Annotated in this window: 18 protein-coding genes; 9 read left to right on the forward strand and 9 right to left on the reverse strand. The window is 75.9% G+C overall.

The features are described from left to right. Window positions 1–260: 260 nt before the first annotated feature. From ABZW10_RS38010 to ABZW10_RS38020, 3 genes are read left to right on the forward strand one after another with little or no spacing between them, the layout of a single operon-like run. Entirely contained in the window at window positions 261–1,010 is a 750-nt protein-coding gene (locus ABZW10_RS38010) for a (Fe-S)-binding protein (protein ID WP_355376078.1), read from the forward strand. A gap of 17 nt (window positions 1,011–1,027) precedes the next feature. Further along, a complete protein-coding gene (locus ABZW10_RS38015; protein WP_355376122.1) occupies window positions 1,028–2,464 on the forward strand; it encodes a lactate utilization protein B in 1,437 nt (478 codons plus the stop codon). Further along, entirely contained in the window at window positions 2,461–3,135 is a 675-nt protein-coding gene (locus tag ABZW10_RS38020) for an LUD domain-containing protein (protein WP_355376081.1), read from the forward strand. The genes ABZW10_RS38015 and ABZW10_RS38020 overlap by 4 nt, the downstream gene beginning before the upstream one ends. A 3-nt stretch (window positions 3,136–3,138) precedes the next feature. On the opposite strand, the gene ABZW10_RS38025 is transcribed toward ABZW10_RS38020, so the two are convergent. Both ABZW10_RS38025 and ddaH read right to left on the reverse strand, forming a co-directional pair. Further along, window positions 3,139–3,528 (reverse strand): hypothetical protein, encoded by a 390-nt coding sequence (locus ABZW10_RS38025; RefSeq protein ID WP_355376084.1) that lies wholly within the window; start codon window positions 3,526–3,528, stop codon window positions 3,139–3,141. A gap of 84 nt (window positions 3,529–3,612) precedes the next feature. After that, on the reverse strand, window positions 3,613–4,440 hold the full coding sequence (ddaH, locus tag ABZW10_RS38030; RefSeq protein WP_355376087.1) for a dimethylargininase: 828 nt from the start codon (window positions 4,438–4,440) through the stop codon (window positions 3,613–3,615). A gap of 308 nt (window positions 4,441–4,748) precedes the next feature. Between ddaH and ABZW10_RS38035 the strand changes: the two genes are divergently transcribed. Next, the gene (locus ABZW10_RS38035) at window positions 4,749–5,531 is read left to right on the forward strand and encodes an SGNH/GDSL hydrolase family protein (protein ID WP_355376089.1); all 783 of its coding nucleotides are present in this window, start codon (window positions 4,749–4,751) and stop codon (window positions 5,529–5,531) included. Between the two features lie 7 nt (window positions 5,532–5,538). Here the strand turns inward: ABZW10_RS38035 and ABZW10_RS38040 are convergent, their stop codons facing one another. Next, the gene (locus tag ABZW10_RS38040; RefSeq protein WP_355376092.1) at window positions 5,539–5,940 is read right to left on the reverse strand and encodes a DUF2809 domain-containing protein; all 402 of its coding nucleotides are present in this window, start codon (window positions 5,938–5,940) and stop codon (window positions 5,539–5,541) included. A 350-nt stretch (window positions 5,941–6,290) separates the two neighbouring features. Here ABZW10_RS38040 and ABZW10_RS38045 point away from each other — a divergent pair, with 350 nt between their 5' ends. Continuing rightward, on the forward strand, window positions 6,291–7,604 hold the full coding sequence (locus tag ABZW10_RS38045; RefSeq protein WP_355376125.1) for a DUF2252 domain-containing protein: 1,314 nt from the start codon (window positions 6,291–6,293) through the stop codon (window positions 7,602–7,604). Window positions 7,605–7,652: 48 nt separating this feature from the next. Here ABZW10_RS38045 and ABZW10_RS38050 read toward each other — a convergent pair whose 3' ends face one another. Both ABZW10_RS38050 and ABZW10_RS38055 read right to left on the reverse strand, forming a co-directional pair. After that, window positions 7,653–9,230 (reverse strand): MFS transporter, encoded by a 1,578-nt coding sequence (locus tag ABZW10_RS38050; RefSeq protein ID WP_355376095.1) that lies wholly within the window; start codon window positions 9,228–9,230, stop codon window positions 7,653–7,655. Then, on the reverse strand, window positions 9,227–9,790 hold the full coding sequence (locus ABZW10_RS38055; RefSeq protein ID WP_355376098.1) for an XRE family transcriptional regulator: 564 nt from the start codon (window positions 9,788–9,790) through the stop codon (window positions 9,227–9,229). Before ABZW10_RS38055 ends, ABZW10_RS38050 begins: the two co-directional genes overlap by 4 nt. Window positions 9,791–9,921: 131 nt before the next feature. Between ABZW10_RS38055 and ABZW10_RS38060 the strand changes: the two genes are divergently transcribed. Together ABZW10_RS38060 and ABZW10_RS38065 are read left to right on the forward strand one after the other, a co-directional pair. Next, a complete protein-coding gene (locus ABZW10_RS38060) occupies window positions 9,922–11,205 on the forward strand; it encodes a DUF5685 family protein (protein ID WP_355376100.1) in 1,284 nt (427 codons plus the stop codon). A 145-nt stretch (window positions 11,206–11,350) separates the two neighbouring features. Then, the gene (locus ABZW10_RS38065; protein ID WP_355376103.1) at window positions 11,351–12,550 is read left to right on the forward strand and encodes an alpha/beta hydrolase; all 1,200 of its coding nucleotides are present in this window, start codon (window positions 11,351–11,353) and stop codon (window positions 12,548–12,550) included. Between the two features lie 73 nt (window positions 12,551–12,623). Here the strand turns inward: ABZW10_RS38065 and ABZW10_RS38070 are convergent, their stop codons facing one another. From ABZW10_RS38070 to ABZW10_RS38085, 4 genes are all read right to left on the reverse strand, one after another. Then, a complete protein-coding gene (locus tag ABZW10_RS38070; protein ID WP_355376106.1) occupies window positions 12,624–12,803 on the reverse strand; it encodes a hypothetical protein in 180 nt (59 codons plus the stop codon). A 55-nt stretch (window positions 12,804–12,858) separates the two neighbouring features. Continuing rightward, window positions 12,859–13,260, reverse strand: coding sequence for a TIGR03618 family F420-dependent PPOX class oxidoreductase (locus ABZW10_RS38075; protein ID WP_355376109.1), 402 nt, complete (start codon window positions 13,258–13,260; stop codon window positions 12,859–12,861). Between the two features lie 69 nt (window positions 13,261–13,329). Then, window positions 13,330–13,968, reverse strand: a complete 639-nt coding sequence (locus tag ABZW10_RS38080) for an MBL fold metallo-hydrolase (RefSeq protein WP_355376111.1) — start codon at window positions 13,966–13,968, stop codon at window positions 13,330–13,332. Next, on the reverse strand, window positions 13,965–15,050 hold the full coding sequence (locus ABZW10_RS38085; protein ID WP_355376113.1) for an S-(hydroxymethyl)mycothiol dehydrogenase: 1,086 nt from the start codon (window positions 15,048–15,050) through the stop codon (window positions 13,965–13,967). Before ABZW10_RS38085 ends, ABZW10_RS38080 begins: the two co-directional genes overlap by 4 nt. Window positions 15,051–15,466: 416 nt before the next feature. On the opposite strand from ABZW10_RS38085, the gene ABZW10_RS38090 reads away from it, so the two are divergent. Both ABZW10_RS38090 and ABZW10_RS38095 read left to right on the forward strand, forming a co-directional pair. Further along, window positions 15,467–16,708, forward strand: a complete 1,242-nt coding sequence (locus tag ABZW10_RS38090) for a cytochrome P450 (RefSeq protein WP_355376116.1) — start codon at window positions 15,467–15,469, stop codon at window positions 16,706–16,708. Continuing rightward, complete coding sequence (locus ABZW10_RS38095) at window positions 16,705–16,977, forward strand: ferredoxin (protein ID WP_355376119.1); 273 nt, start codon at window positions 16,705–16,707, stop codon at window positions 16,975–16,977. The genes ABZW10_RS38090 and ABZW10_RS38095 overlap by 4 nt, the downstream gene beginning before the upstream one ends. Window positions 16,978–17,124: the final 147 nt, after the last annotated feature.

The raw sequence follows: 17,124 nt of genomic DNA on the forward strand, positions 1-17,124 counted from the left end.
GCCATCTCCTCACGCCCGGAGCCCCGCCAGCTAAAATACCAAACGACCTCTTCGGCCCGCCACGCAGCAAATCCCATCACGCCTCAACACGGTGGACCGCCCCCCCGACAAGCGGGCCCACGGGCCCCGCGCCGCCCCGGCCCCGTCCGGGGCGGCGCGCCCGGCGTGGTGCCCCGCCGCCCCGGCCGGCGGCTCGGTACGATCACCGGCAGGTCGGCCCGGACCGGCACCGGCAGAGCCCCACCAGCACGGGAGGACCGTTGCGCGTCGCGTTGTTCGCCACCTGCGTCAACGACGCGCTGCTGCCCTCCACCGCGATCGCCACCGTCCGGCTGCTGGAACGCCTCGGCGTCGAGGTCGACTTCCCGCCCGCGCAGAGCTGCTGCGGCCAGCCGCAGTACAACAGCGGCTACGTCAAGGCCTGCGAACCGCTGGTCCGCCGCACCGTGCGGGCCTTCGCCGGGTACGACCACGTGGTGGCGCCCTCCGGCTCCTGCGTGGCCATGGTGCGCGACGCCCACCCGCGGATCGCCGCCCGGGCCGGCGGCGCACTCGCCGCGGACGTCGCCGGGCTGACGCCCCGGGTGCACGAGCTGACCGAGTTCCTCACCGACGTGCTGGGCGTCGAGGACGTCGGCGCGTGGTTCCCGCACACCGTGACCTACCACCCCTCCTGCCACGGCCTGCGGCTGCTCGGCCTCGGCGACCGCCCGCTGCGGCTGCTGCGCGCCGTCCGGGACCTGGAGCTGGTCGAGCTGCCCGGCGCCGAGGAGTGCTGCGGCTTCGGCGGCACCTTCGCCGTGAAGAACCCGGCGGTCTCGGCCGCGATGGCCGCCGACAAGACCGCCAACGCCCTGGCCACCGGCGCCGAAGTGCTGTGCGGCGGCGACAACTCCTGTCTGCTGCACCTCGGCGGCACACTGGCCCGGCAGGGCGCGCGGCTGCGCCCGCTGCACCTCGCCGAGATCCTCGCCAGCACCGAGGCCGACCCCTGGCGGGCGGCGCCGTGAGCGGAACCTTCCTCGGCATGCCCGGCTTCCCGCCGGGCGTCTCCCCGCAGGTCACCTTCCCGCAGGCGGCCGAGCGGGCCGTGCGGGACGAACGGCTGCGCGGCAACCTGCGGCACGCCACCCGGACCATCCGGGAGAAGCGGGCCCGCGCCGTCGCCGAACTCGCCGACTGGGCCGAGCTGCGGGCCGCCGCCAAAGCCGTCAAGGACCGCACCCTGCGCGAACTCGACCGGCACCTGGTCCGGTTGGAGGAGAAGGTGACCGCCGCCGGCGGCACCGTGCACTGGGCCGCCGACGCCGCCGAGGCCAACCGGATCGTCACCGCCCTGGTCCGGGCGGCCGGCGCGCGGGAGGTGGTCAAGGTCAAGTCCATGGCCACCCAGGAGATCGGGCTCAACGAGGCGCTGGCCGAGGCCGGCATCCGCGCCTACGAGACCGATCTCGCCGAGCTGATCGTCCAGTTGGGCGACGACCGGCCCTCGCACCTGCTCGTCCCGGCGATCCACCGCAACCGCGGCGAGATCCGGGAGGTGTTCGCCCGGCGGATGGCCGACTGGGGCCGGCCGGCCCCCGACGGGCTCACCGACGCGCCCGCCGAACTCGCCGAGGCCGCCCGGCTGCACCTGCGGGAGAAGTTCCTGCGGGCCGAGGTCGCCGTCTCCGGCGCCAACTTCATGATCGCCGAGACCGGCACCCTGGTGGTCGTCGAGTCGGAGGGCAACGGGCGGATGTGCCTGACCCTTCCGCGCACCCTGATCTCGGTGGTCAGCATCGAGAAGGTCCTGCCCACCTGGCAGGACCTGGAGATCTTCCTGCAACTGCTGCCCCGCTCCAGCACCGCCGAGCGGATGAACCCCTACACCTCGCTCTGGACCGGCACCCACGCCGACGGCCCGGACGGCGACGGGCCCGAGGAGTTCCACCTCGTCCTGCTCGACAACGGGCGCACCGACGCGCTCGCCGACGAGGTCGGCCGCCAGACGCTGCGCTGCATCCGCTGCTCGGCCTGCCTCAACGTCTGCCCGGTCTACGAGCGCGCCGGCGGACACGCCTACGGCTCGGTCTACCCGGGGCCGATCGGCGCCGTCCTCACCCCCCAGCTGCGCGGCACCCGGGATCCGCTGGACGCCTCGCTGCCGTTCGCCTCGTCGCTCTGCGGGGCCTGCTACGAGGTCTGCCCGGTGGCCATCGACATCCCCGAGGTCCTGGTCCACCTGCGCGAACGGGTCGCCGGGCAGCGCGGCCACCGGCTGGAGCGCGCCGCCATGGCCGCCGCCACCTATGTGCTCGACCGCCCCGCCCTGCTGCGGGCAGCCGAACGGGCCGCCGCCCGCACCCGCCGGCTCCACCCGCGCCGGCTCCCCGGCCCCGGCCGGGCCTGGACCGACACCCGGGAGCTGCCGGCCGTCCCGCCCGAACCGTTCCGCGACTGGTGGCGGAGGAACCGGACATGAGCACCCCTCAGCCACCGGACGCCGGCTCGCGCGCCCTGGTGCTCGCCCGGATCCGCGCCGCGGTGCGCGCCAGTACGCCGGAGCAGGCGCCCGTGCCGCGCGACTACCTGCGCAGCCACGTCCCCGCCGACGACCCCGACGCGCTGCTCGACCTGCTGCAGCACCACCTCGCCGACTACCGCGCCCTGGTCCACCGCTGCACCCCGGAGCGGCTGCCGCTGCTGCTCGCCGCCCTCTTCGAGGCGCGCGGCACCCGCACCGTGGCCGTCCCGCCCGGCCTGCCGCCCGCCTGGCTCGCCGTCACCCGCGCCCGCCCGCTCCCGGACGACGGCCCGGACGGCCCGCTGACCGCCGCCCGGCTGGACACGGTCGACAGCGTGCTCACCGGCTGCGCCCTGGCGATCGCCGAGACCGGCACCCTGGTGCTGGACGCCGGCCCGGCCCAGGGACGCCGACTGCTCACGCTCGTCCCCGACCACCACGTCTGCGTGGTCCTGGCCCCCGAGCAGGTGGTCGCCTCCGTCCCGCTGGCCCTCCCCCGCCTCGACCCCACCCGCCCGCAGACCTGGATCTCCGGCCCCTCGGCCACCAGCGACATCGAACTCAGCCGCGTCGAGGGCGTGCACGGCCCCCGCACCCTGGAGGTCGTCCTGGTGACGGACGGCGGCTGAGCGTCAGAACGCGCTCAGCGCCCGCTCGGCCCCGGCGACCGCCGCGACCGGGTCGGCCGTCTCCAGCAGGACCTCGTAGCGGCGCTCGCCGGTCGCCAGGGCCGCCACCTCGTAGGACCCCCGCGGGAGCACGCCGATCCACACCGGCAGGATCCTCCGTTCACCCGGCAGGTGCACCGGAGCAGTGGCGAAGCGCAGCATGGCGTGGCTGTGGAACGGGTGGAACCGGGACAGCGTGCTGCGCCGGGCCGCGCGGACCAGGGGCAGCAGGACGGGCGGCGTCCCGGGCGGCCGGCGTCCCGGGCGCGGGTGGTCCCGCAGCCCGGCCACCCGCTCCCGTTCGTCCCACGCCGCCTGCGGCGACCCGTCGCCGCTCCGCTGCCGACCGCCCATGTACCGCCCCCCGTGAACCGTCCGCCCCGGACCCGGATGCCGTTCGTGTCCGACCGGCCACTGTACGGGCCCGGCGGCCCGGTGTCAGGACGGGCGGAGCTCCAGGGTGCAGCACTTGGGGCCGCCGCCGCCCTTGAAGAGCTCGGAGAGGTCGACCGGCACCGGTTCGAAGCCGGCCCCGGCCACCCGGGCGGCCAGGGACTTCGCCGCCTCGGGGAGCAGCACCCGGCGGCCGTCGGAGACCGCGTTCAGGCCGAAGACCTCGGCGTCCTCCCGCTCGGCCAGCACGGCGTCCGGGTAGAGGCTGCGCAGCAGCGCCTGGCTGTCCGGGGTGAACGCCGCCGGGTAGTACATGATCTGGTCGTCGGCGAGCACGGCCAGCGCGGTGTCCAGGTGGTAGAAGCGCGGGTCCACCAGCTCCAGGCCGAGCACCTGCCGGCCGAACACCTCCCGCACCTCGGCGTGCGCGGCCGGGTCGGTGCGGAAGCCCGAGCCCGCCAGCACCCGGCGGCCGACCAGCAGGTGGTCCCCCTCGCCCTCGTTGACGTACTCCGCCTGCCGCACCTCGCGGTAGCCGCCGGCCCGGAACCAGGACGCGTGGGCCGCCGACTCGGCGGCGCGCTGCGCGTGCCGGAAGGTCGCGACCAGCACCCGGCCGTCGAGCACGGTCGCACCGTTGGCCGTGTAGACCATGTCCGGCAGGCCGGGCACCGGCTCGATCAGCTCCACGGTGTGGCCGAGCTCCTCGTACAGCGCGCGCAGCCGCTCCCACTGGCGGACGGCGAGCGAGGTGTCGGTCGGCTGCGCGGGGTCCATCCACGGGTTGATCGTGTACTCGACGGTGAAGTACGTCGGACGGCACATGAGATAGCGCCGCGGCTTCGCGGTGCGCTCCGGGAATCGGGTGGGCATGCGGCGACCTCCGCCATCGGGGGCGTGACTCGGGACAGGACTCGGACGGGACTGGGGGCGTGACCGGGGACGGGGCCGGTGGCATCCACCGCCGGCGCCCGTCGGCTCAGAGGGCGGCTGCCCCGAACGGACCGTTCGCACACCCGGGCAGGCCGATCCGGCGGCGCAGTCCCCCCGCGCACCCGGCGCGCCCGTCCGCGCGCACCGGGCGCACGAGGGCGCGCACCACGGCACGTGGCCGATCTCACGTACCGCCACCGGCCACCTACGGTGGCGTAGGTCACTTCAGACAGTGAACTATCTCTTTCATGCCGAACCTCCAGGAGACTCTTGACCTCGATTCGTACGTCGCCCTCGGGGACAGCTTCACCGAAGGGCTGAACGACCCCGCCGCCGACGGTGCCTTCGCCGGCTGGGCCGACCGGCTGGCGGCGCTGCTCGCCGCGGGCCGGCCGCCGGGCGGCTTCACGTACGCGAATCTCGCGGTGCGCGGCCGGCTGCTGGACCAGATCGTGGCCGAGCAGGTGCCCGAGGTCCGCCGCATCCAGCCGGACCTGGTCACCTTCTGCGCCGGCGGCAACGACATCCTGCGTCCCGGCAGCGACCCCGACGAGGTCGCCGAGCGCTTCGAGGCCGCCGTCGCCCAACTCGCCGACTCGGCGGGCACGGTGCTGATCTGCACCGGCTTCGACACCCGTGGCGTGCCGCTGTTCAAGCACCTGCGCGGCAAGATCGCGACCTACAACGGGCACATGCGGGCGGTCGCCGACCGGCACGGCTGCAAGGTGGCCGACCTCTGGTCGCTGCGGGCCGTCCAGGACCGCCGGGCCTGGAGCGAGGACCGACTGCACCTGTCCCCCGAGGGCCACCAGCGGGTCGCCCTGCTGGCCGCCCGCTCGCTGGGCCTGCGCACCGAGCAGGACCCGGAGGCCCCGTGGCCGTCCGCCCCGGCGGTCTCCTCCGCCGAGTTGCGCCGGGAGAACCTCCAGTGGGCGCGCGAGTTCCTGCTGCCGTGGGTCGGCCGCCGGCTGCGCGGCGAGTCCTCCGGCGACCACGTCGAGGCCAAGCGGCCCGAGCTGATGCCGCTCTGACGAGCCGTCAGGCCGCCTGTCGGCGCGCCGCCCTCACGCCCAGGTGCGCGAGGGCGGCCAGCGCCGCGCCGACGAGGTAGCAGAGCAGGTCCGGCGGGTTGAAGGTGGAGCCGAGCACCAGCCGGGCGAGGGTGCTGCGCCGGGCGAGGTCGTCGGGCACACCGGTGAGCTGGAACAGTTCGACGGCCCAGCTCAGCCCGGCGGCCCAGGCCGCCGCCGGCCACGGCCGCAACCGCGGTGCGAGCAGCACCACGAGGGTGTACAGCAGCACCGTGTAGAGGGCGTCGCCCGCGTACTTGGCGGCGTCCCCGCCGCCCACCGCCCGCACCCCGAGCCCCGCCGCCGCCGTCAGCCCGGCCGCCACCACGGCCGCACCGCGAACCGCCCACCGCCCCCGAAGATCGTCCACCACCGAACCCTAACCCGCCCACCACCGCCGGAGATCGTTCACCACCGCGCCCCGAACCGCCGCGGCACGCTCGGAACCGTTGCCGCTCCTCTCGCGTCCCTCCCTGCCGAAAGGCCGCGCAGGCGGCCCGGTAGCCTGCTGGCCGGCCCGTACGGGGCCGGGTCCGTGCAGGTCGCGGGCGGGAACGACTCAGAACAGGGCGGGGCGCAGTGACGCAGCTGACCGAGACGGTGATCGGGTCCGGGATACCGGCGGACGGGGTGGGGGCCCAGCGGGGGGCCGGGCGGCGGTTCACCGTCGAGGGTTTCGCGCCGGGCCGGGACGGCGGGGCGCGGGCGCGCGGCAAGGCCCTGCGCAACGGCAGCCCGCGTGAGCAGCACGCCGCGTTCGCCGCGGCCGCCGACCGGCCGACCGCCGTCGAGGCGATCGAGGCCTCCAACGCGGGCCGCCTCACCGACCTGGTGCCGATCCGGCTGGGCCGGATGTCCGCCACCCCGTTCGCCTTCCTGCGCGGCTCGGCCGGTCTGATGGCCGCCGACCTCGCCACCACGCCGACCAGCGGCACCGTCGCCCAGCTGTGCGGCGACGCGCACGCCGCCAACTTCGGCCTGTACGGCGATGCCCGCGGCCGGCTGGTGATGGACATCAACGACTTCGACGAGACCGTGCCCGGCCCGTGGGAGTGGGACCTCAAGCGCCTCGCCGCGAGCCTGGTGCTGGCCGGCCGGGAGGTCGGCGCGGACGAGGCCACCGCCCGCCAGGCCGCCTTCGACGCCGCCGGGGCGTACCGCCGCACCATGCGCACGCTGGCCAAGCTGTCGGCGCTGGACGCCTGGAACGCCGTCGCCGACGAGCAGCTGGTCTCCTTCGCCGAGGCCCACGACCTGGCCGAGGTGCTGGACCGGGTGGCGGCCAAGGCGCTGCGCAACACCGGCGCGCGCTTCGCCGCGAAGTCCACCGTCCGCTCGGAGGAGGGCGGTTGGCGGTTCACCGCCGCGCCGCCGGTGCTCAGCGAGGTGGCCGACGGCACGGCCACGGCGGTCGCCACCGCGCTCGGCCCGTACGTGCGCACGGTGCCGGCCGAGCTGCACCCGCTGCTGACCCGGCACCGGGTGCAGGACGTGGCGTTCCGCGTGGTGGGCACCGGCAGCGTCGGCACCCGCTCGTACGTGGTGCTGCTGACCGACCACCGCGAGCAGCCGCTGGTGCTCCAGGTCAAGGAGGCCCGGCCCTCGGTGCTGCTGCCCCACCTGACCCGGGCCGGGTACCCGGTGACCGCGCCGGACAGCCACGAGGGCCGCCGGGTGGTGCTCGGCCAGAAGCGGATGCAGGTGGTCAGCGACCCGCTGCTCGGCTGGACGACGGTGGACGGACTCCCCTACCAGGTGCGGCAGTTCCGCAATCGCAAGGGCAGCGTGGACCCGGCGGCGCTGCTGCCCGCCCAGCTCGACGACTACGCCCGGATCACCGGCGCCCTGCTCGCCCGCGCGCACGCGCACACCGCCGACCCGGGGGTGATCAGCGGCTACTGCGGCAAGACCGAGGTGCTGGACGAGGCGGTGGCGGCGTTCGCGGTCGCCTACGCGGACCGCACCGAGGCCGACCACGCCGATCTGGTGGCGGCGATCCGGTCGGGCCGGCTCCCGGCCGAGCACGGCATCTGACCGGCGGGGCCGGGCCCGGTGCGTCCGGGCCCGGCCCGCGGGCCCCGCTCAGCCGGACGCCCGCGTCCCCTCCCGTGCCGCCTCCGGCGTCCGCGCGGGTACGCCGGCGCGGGCCGCCTCCTCACCGGCCGCCTCCGCACGGGCCTTCTCCTCGCGCGCCGTCGCCCGGCCGGCCAGCACCGAGGCCAGCACCGCCAGCGCGGCGAGCGCCGCACAGACACCGCTCGCCCACGCGTACGCCGCCCGGTGCCCGCCGCCTCCGGCGGTCGCCCGCAGATAGACGCCGGAGAGCGCCGAGACGCTGACCGCCGCCGCGATCCGCTGCGCCATCTGCAGGATCGCCCCGCTCACCCCGGCCGCCTCGGCCGGCGCGTGCCGCAGCACGAACGCCTGGTTGGGCGCCCCCATCAGCCCGGCCGAGGCGCCGCCCAGCAGTTGCAGCAGCGCGAGCAGCCAGGGCAGCACACCGGCCGGCGCCCGCAGCGCGACCAGACCGCCGGCCAGCATCACCAGCGCCGAGCCGGCCACACTCGCCGTGACGGTCCGCCGGCCGAAGCGCTGCACCACCCGCCAGGCGAACGCCGAGGCGAAGCCCATCGCGACCGCCGAGGGCAGCGCCACCAGGGCCGCGCCGAGCGGCGACAGGCCGAGCCCGTCCTGCAGGAACATGGTCAGCACCAGCCCGGCCGCCAGCGAGGACCCGAACTGGGTCATCGCCACCGCCGTCCCCAGCGCGTACGGCGCCGAGCGGGTCAGCGCGGGGTGGATCAGCGGTTGGCCGCCGGACCGGGCGAAGCGGCGCTGCCACCGGGCCAGCGCGGCCAGCAGCAGGACCGCGGCGGCGGCGAAGCCGAGCCAGCCCGCCCAGCCGGGCGGCTGGACGAACGGCAGCATCAGCGCCAGGGTCAGCGCGCCGACCAGCAGCAGCCCGACCAGGTCGAGGTCGGCGCCGCGGGTGCTGGGGCGCGGACGCGGCAGGTGCCGGGCCGCCAGCACCACGGTGGCGAGTCCGAACGGGACGTTGAGCAGGAAGCTCAGCCGCCAGCCGTGCTCCGGCCCGACGGCGGCGAGCACCGCGCCGCCGACCGGCGGGCCGAGGGCGAAGGCGAGGCCGCCGGTGACCGCGTACATCCCGAGCGCCCTGGCCCGCAGCTGGCCGCGGAAGACGTCCTGGATGGTGCCGATCATCTGGGAGTTCACCAGTCCGGCGCCGGCCCCCTGGAGCAGCCGGGAGGCGACCAGCACCCATGGCTCGGTGGCGGTCGCGGAGAGCAGGCTGACCAGGGTGAACAGGGCGAGTCCGCCGACGAAGAACCACTTGCGGCCGCGGACGTCGCCGAGCCGCCCGCCGGGGATCAGGGCCAGGCCGAAGGCGAGCGAGTAGCCGGCCACGATCCACTGCAGGTGGGCGGGCTGGGCGTGCAGCGACTCGCGCAGCGCGGGGATCGAGGTGTTGAGCACCGACTGGTCGATGAGGGTGGTGAACCCGCCGGCGACGCAGACCAGCAGGACCCGCCGCCCGGCCGCGTCGAACTTCTCCTTGGCCGGCGGCAACCCGGGTATCGCGGCGGTCCCGCGCGTGCCCGGCCCGCTCGCGCCCGGCCCGCTCGTGTCCAGGCCGCTCATGGCTCGACCACCACCAGCGCGTAGCGGGCGCCGTCCGGGCCGGGGCAGCGGAAGCGGGTGGTCTCGGGGACGAAGCGCAGGCAGTCGCCGGCCTCCAGCAGTTCCTCGGCGCCGTCGACGGTGAGCGCCAAGCGGCCCTCCAGCAGCCAGAGGTGGTGCTCCCGGCCGGTGTCGCAGGGCTTGTCGTAGGCGATGTCGCCGCCGGCCGGGAGCCGCCCCTCGATCACCTCGGCCCGCAGCGAGCCGTGCGGCGGCGAGACGGAACGCCGGACGAACCCGGTCGCCTCGTCCCGCCAGACCCGCTGGTCGGCCGCCCGCACCAGCCGCGCGGGCGCCGCCTCCACCTCGGCGAGCAGCCGGGACATGCTCCGCCCGTACACGGCGCAGAGCCGCCCGAGCAGCGCCGCCGTCGGGCTCACCTCGGCCCGTTCCACCCGCGAGAGCGTCGAGCGGCTGACGTCCGCGCGCCGCGCCAACTCCTCCAGCGTCCATCCGCGTTCGACCCGCAACTCGGCGAGCCGCTCCGCCAACCGCTCGTCGGCGGCCGTGTCGATTCCCATATCCGTGATGCTATCCCGGATCCGGGAAAGGCTTCGGCCGGTCCGTCGGGGGTTCCGGGCCACCGAACGGGCGATCATATGATGTGCGCGATCACGGGCCGAACGGCCCACGCGAAACACGGGGGAACCACATGTTCGGCATCATCAGACCCTGCCGTCACCGCCTGTCCGAGCGGTTGCAGGCCAGCTGGATGGCCCACCTCTGCGGACTCTGCCTGGCCCTGCGGGACGACCATGGGCAGTTGGCCCGGACCGCCACCAATTACGACGGGCTGATCATCTCGGTGCTGGTCGAGGCCCAGGCCGCCGCCGGGGACGGCGCCGGGCGGCGCACCGCCGGGCCGTGCCCGCTGCGCGGTATGCGCACCGCCTCCGTCGCACGGGGCGAGGGCGCCCGGCTGGCCGCCGCCGTCTCGCTGGCCCTCGCCTCGGCGAAGATCCGCGACCACGTGGAGGACCGGGACGGCGTCTTCGCCCGGCGGTCCGTGGCGGCGGGTGCCCGGGCGGTCACCCGGCGCTGGGACCGCAAGAGCGCGGGCAGCGCCTCGGTGGTCGGCTTCGACACCGCCGTCCTGCTCGACGCGGCCGCCCGGCAGGGCGGGCTGGAGCGCGCGCTGCCGGTCGGCGGCTCGGTGCTGCTGGTCACCGAGCCCACCGAGACCGCCACCGCCGCCGCCTTCGCGCACACCGCCGCGCTGGCCGGCCGGCCCGGGAACGCGGCGCCGCTGGCCGAGGCGGGGCGGCTGTTCGGGCGGCTCGCGCACCTGCTGGACGCCGCCGAGGACCAGGAGGCCGACGCCACGAGCGGCGCCTGGAACCCGCTGACCGCCACCGGCACCGACCGCGCCGAGGCCGAGCGGCTCTGCCGGGACGCCGTGCACGGCATCCGGCTCGCCCTGCGGGACGTCGAACTGGCCGACCGCACCCTGGTGCACGTGCTGCTCGCGCACGAGACCGAGCGTGCCGTCGAGCGGGTCTTCGGCCGGGCCGGTCACACCGCCTGCCGGGTCAGGGCCGAGGACGGCGACGGCACCCCGCTCGCCGCCAACCCCTACCAGGCGCCGCCGCGGCAGGACCCGGACCAGGCCCCGCCGCAGGACCCCGGAGCACCGGTCCCGCCGTGGGTCCCGCAGGGCCCCGGCTTCACCCCGCCCGGCGCGCCGCCGCCCAACGGCCGCAACCTGCTAGCCGGTTGCGCCGCGTGGGCACTGATGGGCTGCACCTGCCAGCTGCTCTGCTGCAACCACAACGACCCGTTCTCCGGCGAGCCCCGCGAGGGCTTCTGCGCCCGGCACGACTGCTGCGACATCGGCGAGTGCTGCTGCGACGGGTGCCAGTGCTGCGGGGAGAACGCGAGCTGCTGCGGCGGCTGTTGCGACGGCTGTGACGGCTGCGACTGCGGCTGCGACTGCTGAGCACCGCCGCTGGGGCACGCCCCCAGGGGGAGCCGGACCGCGCCGGACGGCGTGCCCGGGACCGGTCCGGCTCCCCCTCGCGGCGTACCGTCGCTCCACCGGAGGAGCGACGTGCCGATGGCCCGGGCGAACCTAACGTGGCGTCATGTCGAAGAACCGACGGTGGCGTTCCGCCGCCCTGACGATCATGTCCACCACCCTGGTCCTCGCGTTGGCCGGACCGGCCACCGCGCTGGCCGGCGCGGCCCCGGCCGCACCCCTGAACGTGGCCGCCGCCGCAGCCGGCGGCACCGCCCACTCCGCGAGGCCGCTGGTGCCCGCCCCGACCGCGCACCGGCCGGTCGGGACGACGTCCGTCCGCCTGGTCGACGCGAGCCGCCCCGACCCGTGGCGCGCCGACGCGCCGACGCGCGAGCTGATGGCCACCTTCTGGTACCCGGCGGACTCGCCCCGCGGCGCCCACGCGCCCTACATATCACCGAAGTTGTCCCGCGCCCTGTACGACCTGGACGAGCCCGCCACGATCCGGACCAACGCCGTGGCCGACGCCCGGCCGGCCGCCGGACGGCACCCGCTGATCCTGCTCTCCCCCGGCTTCGGGATGAGCCGCAGCACGCTCACCGCCCTCGGCGAGGAGTTCGCCGCCCGGGGTTACGCGGTGGCCGCCGTCGACTCCACCTACGAGACCTCGGTGGAGTTCCCCGACGGCCGCATCGAGTCCTGCCTGGCCTGCGGACTGGAGGGGAAGGACCCGGAGTTCGGTGCGAAGTCCTCCCGCGCCCGGGCCGCCGACCTGCGCTTCGTGCTCGACAGGCTGACCGCGCCGGGGCACGGCGGCCCGGTCCGCGGCCTGAGCATCGACGCCTCGCGGGTCGGCGCCGCCGGGCACTCGCTCGGCGGGGCGGCCGCCCTGGAGGCGATGCGCGAGGACCCGCGGATCAAGGCCGCCGCCAACCTGGACGGCAGCATCTGGATCCCGGCGGGGGACGACACCGGGCGCCCGGCCCTGCTGTTCAGCGCCGGGGTCGGCGCCTCACCGGAGGCCACCCAGAACTGGGAGGACAACTGGAAGCGGTTCACCGGCCCCCGCTACTGGGTGGAGATGCCCACCGCCGGGCACCTGTCGTTCTCCGACGAGCACTGGCTGGTCGACAACCTCGGCCTGCGTGACCAACTGCCGCCGGACACCTACCGGGAGAGCTTCGGCACCATCAACGGGAACCGCGCGCTCGCCGCCACCCGCGCCTACCTGGGCGCGTTCTTCGACCGGCACCTGCTCGGCCGGCCGGCCCCGCTGCTCGACCGGCCCTCGCGCGCCTTCCCCGAGGTGCGCTTCACCAAGTAGCCCACGGTCGCCGCCCGTCCGCGCGCCGCGCTGCCACAGCGGCAGCACCGCGACGCGCGCGGCCGGGCGGTGCTCATCCATCGCGGCCCGGCGCCGTTCTCGCCGCCGGAACCACCCCGGTGCGGCGGTCCGCCGCCAGCGAGTCCTCCAGCCGGGCCAGCAGCACCCGGAAGCGGTCCGCGTCCTCGGCCGTCATCCGGCCGCCCTCGGCCGGGGCCCGCACGCCCCGGTCCACCGTCGTTCCCTCGTTCATGCCCCGACGGTAGGGCCTGACGATCAACGTCGGATAAACGGAGCGGCAGTTGTCGCTACGCGCGCCCGAGCACCCGGTCCACGGTGATCTCGATGACCACCCGGTCCGGGTTCACCCGCGGCTCGCGGTAGCGCTCGGCGTACCGGCGCTCCGCCTCGGCCACCTCCTGCGGCGCGTCGCGCACCACGGCCACGCCCTCCAGCGTCGACCAGCGCGCCCGGTCCACCTGGCAGACCGCCACCCGCTGCCCGGCCTCCCCGGCCGCCAGCACGTTGCGCACCTTGCGGCTGGTGCGGCTGCTGATCACCCGCGCGACGCCGGTCCCGGGATCGAACGTCACGCCCACCGGCACCACGTGCGGCGACCCGTCCGGGCGGTGGGTGGTCAGGGTGGAGATGTGCCGCTCCCGCCAGAAGGCGAGGAAGGCGTCGTCGAGCGCACGCGGGTCATGGGCCATGCCCGCGATCGTACGTGCCCGGGCCCGGCGGAGGACCGCCGGGCCCGGGCCTCGGGTGCCACCGCGCGCTCAGTGGCCGCGGGTGATCCAGTCCTGGAGGGACGGGGCCTCGGCGCCGATGGTGGTCGGGTCGCCGTGGCCGGTACGGACCACCGTGTCCGCGGGCAGCGTGAGCAGCCGGTCGCGGATGGAGTCGATGATCGTCGGGAAGTGCGAGAACGAGCGGCCGGTGGCGCCCGGGCCGCCGTGGAAGAGGGTGTCGCCGGTGAACACCGTGCCGAGGTCCGGCGCGTACAGGCAGACCGCGCCGGGGGCGTGGCCGGGGGTGTGCAGCACGGTCAGCCCGGTGCCGGCCACCTCGATCCGCTGCCCGTCGGCGAGTTCCCCGTCGGGGAGGCGCTCCGGGTGGGTGAGCTTCCACAGCGGCAGGTCGTCCGGGTGGAGCAGGATCGGCGCGCCGGTGCGCGCCGCGAGCTCCGGGGCGGCGTCGATGTGGTCGTTGTGCGCGTGGGTGGAGACGATGGCGAGCAGCCGGCGCCCGGCCAGCGCCCGCTCGATCGCGGCGGCGTCGTGGGCCGCGTCGATCACCACGGCCTCGGTGTCGTCGCCGACGATCCAGACGTTGTTCTCCACCTCCCAGCTGCCGCCGTCGAGTTCGAAGGTGCCGGCGGTGACGAGCCGGTCGACGCGGGCGGTCGTGTCGCTCACAGGACCACCACCGAACGGAGCACGTCGCCCTGGTGCATGCGCTCGAACGCCTGCTCCACCGCGTCGAGCCCGATGGTCTCGCTGACGAAGGCGCCGAGGTCCAGACGGCCCTGGAGGTAGAGGTCGATCAGCATCGGGAAGTCCCGGGAGGGCAGGCAGTCGCCGTACCAGGAGGACTTCAGCGCGCCGCCGCGCCCGAACACGTCGAGCAGCGGGAGCTCCAGCTTCATCTCCGGCGTCGGGACGCCGACCAGGACGACGGTGCCGGCCAGGTCGCGGGCGTAGAAGGCCTGCTGGTAGGTCTCCGGGCGGCCGACCGCCTCGACGACCACGTCCGCGCCGTGGCCGCCGGTCAGCTCGCGGATCGCCTCGACCGGGTCGGTGCTCTTCGAGTTGACGGTGTGGGTGGCGCCGAGCTTCTCGGCGGTGGCGAGCTTGCGGTCGTCGATGTCCACGGCGATGATCTTCGACGCGCCGGCCAGCCGCGAGCCCAGCACGGCCGCGCCGCCGACACCGCCGCAGCCGATCACCGCGACCGTGTCGCCGCGGCCGACGTTGCCGGTGTTGATCGCGGCGCCGATGCCCGCCATCACGCCGCAGCCGAGCAGCCCGGCGACCGCCGGGTCGGCGGCCGGGTCGACCTTGGTGCACTGGCCGGCGGCGACCAGGGTCTTCTCGGCGAACGCGCCGATGCCCAGCGCCGGGGACAGCTCGGTGCCGTCGAGCAGCGTCATCCGCTGCTTGGCGTTGTGGGTGTTGAAGCAGTACTGGGACCGGCCCCGCTTGCAGGCGCGGCACTGGCCGCAGACGGCGCGCCAGTTGAGGACGACGAAGTCGCCGGGCGCGACCTCGGTGACGCCCTCGCCGACCGTCTCCACGATGCCCGCGGCCTCGTGGCCGAGCAGGAACGGGAACTCGTCGTTGATCCCGCCCTCGCGGTAGTGCAGATCGGTGTGGCACACGCCGCAGGCCTGGATCCGCACCACCGCCTCGCCCGGCCCGGGGTCGGGCACGACGATCGTCGTCACCTCCACGGGCGCACCCTTGGCGCGCGCGACGACTGCCTTGACCTGCTGGCCCATCCGGTTCCACCTCCGTCGGCCGGTGCCGCTCTGCACCGGCGTGACCTGCGTCGACACGGTCGGTCGACACGAGTCGGACGACTCGCCCACGAAGCGTAGCGCCCGGTCCGGCGGCGGGTCGGGGAGCGTCCCGGGTGATCCGGCTCACCGCGGTGGCCCACCCCGGGGCGCACCACCGGGCGCGCGGTCACCGCCGGGCGCCCCCGGGCCGTCGCCGCGTCCTCACCATGCCCACGGTTCCCCGGCGTTGGCCGGAAACCCCGCTGACGACGGACCGTCGCCCACGTACGGTCGTAGCGAACCCGGCACACCCGGCACACCTGTCGGCCGGCCCGCCCGTCCCCCGCGCACCGCCCGGATCCACCCCCCGCCGGCCGCCGTCCGCGGCGGCCACCGCCCTGGAGACTGGAGTACGGATGTCCGCCGACAACAGTGCCACCGGTGCCGGAACCGGTACCGCCACTCCCCCCGGCCCGGCCCCGGCCGTGCTGCCGCCGCTGCACTGCCTGCGCCTGACCGCGCCCGGCCCGCCCCGACTGGCCGCCCTGCCCACCGGCACCCCGGTCTGGCTGGTCAGCCGGCACAGCGACGTCCGGCAGGTGCTCACCGACCCGCGCCTGGGCCGCGCCCCGCTCCACACGCCGGACGCCCCGCCGCTCACCCTCACCCCCAACCTGCTCGACGACCCGAACGGGCTGCTCAACATCGACGGCGTCGAGCACCAGCGGCTGCGCCGCACCGTGCAGCGGGCGTTCACCCCGCGCGCCATCGCCCGCTGGCGCCCCTGGGTGGCCTCGGTGGTCGAGGGCCTGATCGACGAGCTGATCGACGGGGGCTCGCCCGCCGACATCGTCTCCGGCTACACCCGTCCGCTGCCGGTGGCCGTGATCAGCCGGCTGATGGGCCTGGACCTCCTCGACAGCAAGCGCCTGGAGCACTGGAGCGACCACGCCCTGGCCACCACCGCCTTCACGGCGCAGGCCATCCGCACCGCCATGGACGAGTTCGCCGCATTCGGCGCCGAGGTCGTCGCCGAGCGCCGCGCCGCGCCCGGCGACGACCTGGTCAGCGGCCTGCTGACGGCCGCCGCCGACACCCCCGGGATCACCGAGGAGCAGATCGTCACGCTCGTCATCGGCCTGGTCGTGGCCGGGCACGAGACCACCATGACCTCGCTCGGCAACGCCCTCGTCTACCTCCTCGGCGAGGGCCGCGACGCCTGGGAGCAGCTCGCCTCCGACGAGCAGAGCGCAGCCGCCGCCACCGAACAGCTGCTGCGGGTCGTCCCGCTGGGCGACGCCGACGTGCTGCCCGGTCTGCTGCGGCGGGCGGCGGAGGACGTCGAGATCGGCGGGGTGCGGATCCCCGCCGGCAGCGTGGTCGCCGCCGACGTCAACGCCGCCAACACCGACCCCGGGGTGTTCACCGGGGACCTGCTGACCGAGCTGTTCTCCCCGCTCGCCGCGCCGATGTACACCTTCGGCGCCGGACCGCACCACTGCCTGGGCGCCTGGCTGGCCCGGATGGAGCTGGAGCTCGCCCTGCACCGGCTGGCCCGGCGGCTGCCCGCGCTGCGGCTGGCCGCGCCGCAGGAGGCCATCGACTGGCGGCGCGGCCTGCTGACCCGCAGCCCGCAGCGGCTGCAGGTCGCCTGGTGACCGGCCGCGGCACGGCCGGGACCGGGCCGGAGGTGATCGTCCAGGTCGACCGCGACCGGTGCATCGGCTCGGGCATGTGCGCGATGACCGCCCCCGGCTCGCTGGCGCTCGGCGCCGACGGCCTCGCGCGGCCGTTGCGCGAGCAGCCGACCGGCGCCGCCGGGGAACCGCTCACCCCGGAGCTGACCGACGCCGTCGACTACTGCCCGGTCGAGGCGCTCACCCTGTACGGCACCCGCGACGGCCGCCGGATCAGCCCGGCCGGGTGACCGTCCGGCTCGCTGACCGCCCGTCGGGGCCGCGCCCCCGCCGGCGGGGGGCCCTCGGCGCGCCGGGGGAACCCGGGGGGGAGCGGGGCGGTTGCAGCGCGCGCCGCACCGCAGCCGCCGGGGGGCCCCCCGGGGACGGGCGGGCGC

The sequence above is a fragment of the Kitasatospora sp. NPDC004723 genome (genome assembly GCF_040609255.1).
GTDB lineage: Bacteria > Actinomycetota > Actinomycetes > Streptomycetales > Streptomycetaceae > Kitasatospora.